Here is a 1,176-nt window from a genome sequence, read left to right on the forward strand (position 1 = left end):
ATAAAAATGACCACACAGAGAGCTGACACCCCTATATGCAGGCACATTCCCCACCCCTAGCTTTTGCTCTAAATAAGGATCTGGTAATTGGTTTGGAGAGCCTGTGTAATAATTAAAGTCTCCTTGAATCCCGCCACCACCGCCAACATCTACGCCACCAAATAAATTTTGCTGCGCAATACGGCTTGAGCCATTGCCCATCCCGCCATACCAGGCTTCTTTATCTTCCACCCAAATGCGACGAAGAAAGCACCCTGCATGGGCAAGCACAACATGAAACCCAGCTAAATATTTATATGCATAAACCTGTTTTTTGCTGCCGCTCATTGTGTTCTTCCTGTGCAATCTTTACGACGTTTAAAGCCATGGCATCTTGTGTATCAATCAGCTTTTGGGCATCAATCCCATTGGCCAAGAAATCTGGCCAGTCCCAATGATGAGCATCAAAAAAGGGCTTAACGCCCTCTTTTCTGCAATACTTAGCAGCCCGAATATGTCGAATGTAAATTTTCATTTTTTCAGAGCCACCGCCTTTTGATCGCCAAAATAGGTATAGGTTGGCGCGACATCGCGTGAACCGAGCACCACCTTGATTGGTGTCCCATATTCAACGCTGGGTGCTTCAACCTCACCCGCCACTGTTCTATTTTGTTGATTCCTCGCCATCATTAAAGACACTGCGACCGATACAATCATGGTCACAACAGCAAAAATAATCTGAGGCCACATATCACACCACCTGTCTGACTAATGGGTTATCACCCGGAACAAAAGGAAAACCGCCATAATTTGGCAGATTGGCATAGGCCTTACATGCATCCGGTGTTTTTAAGCACCCTGGATAAAGCGTCACATAAGGCACGGCTTCTTCAGCGGAGTGAAGTTCAGCCTCAGCAATCGGGATTGTATCAGCTGCTGCATTTTTTTCGGTTTCAGCCAGTGCAAGCGCATCCACCAAGTCCTGATAATTTGGATCTTCAGGAGCTGCATTATTCAATGCCTCAAGCGCTTGGTCATAGGCCATCTGTTTAAGTACCAATTCCGCTCGAGCATCTGCCAGTGCTTGAGTTTTTAAGGCAATATCATCCATTAATGCCGTGTATTCAGCATCGTTCAGTGCAATGTTGCTAAACGAATCAAAGCGCCGCTTTAAAACAAGCTGATTGCCCGTGCTAG

Annotated in this window: 4 protein-coding genes; all 4 read right to left on the minus strand. The window is 46.0% G+C overall.

The window, feature by feature from the left end; all coding sequences use genetic code 11:
- Positions 1–327: hypothetical protein (locus DPG01_RS18370; RefSeq protein ID WP_228157031.1), on the minus strand; the 327-nt coding region annotated here is incomplete at its 3' end.
- Complete coding sequence (locus DPG01_RS18375) at positions 293–514, minus strand: hypothetical protein (protein WP_110976000.1); 222 nt, start codon at positions 512–514, stop codon at positions 293–295. The genes DPG01_RS18375 and DPG01_RS18370, both read right to left, overlap by 35 nt.
- Entirely contained in the window at positions 511–729 is a 219-nt protein-coding gene (locus DPG01_RS18380) for a hypothetical protein (RefSeq protein WP_110976001.1), read from the minus strand. Before DPG01_RS18380 ends, DPG01_RS18375 begins: the two co-directional genes overlap by 4 nt.
- A gap of 1 nt (position 730) precedes the next feature.
- Positions 731–1,176 (minus strand): phage BR0599 family protein (locus tag DPG01_RS18385; RefSeq protein ID WP_213066006.1); only part of this gene is annotated, 446 nt, incomplete at its 5' end.

Origin of the sequence: Acinetobacter sp. WCHAc060042 (assembly GCF_003231195.1) — a bacterium.
Lineage (GTDB): Bacteria > Pseudomonadota > Gammaproteobacteria > Pseudomonadales > Moraxellaceae > Acinetobacter.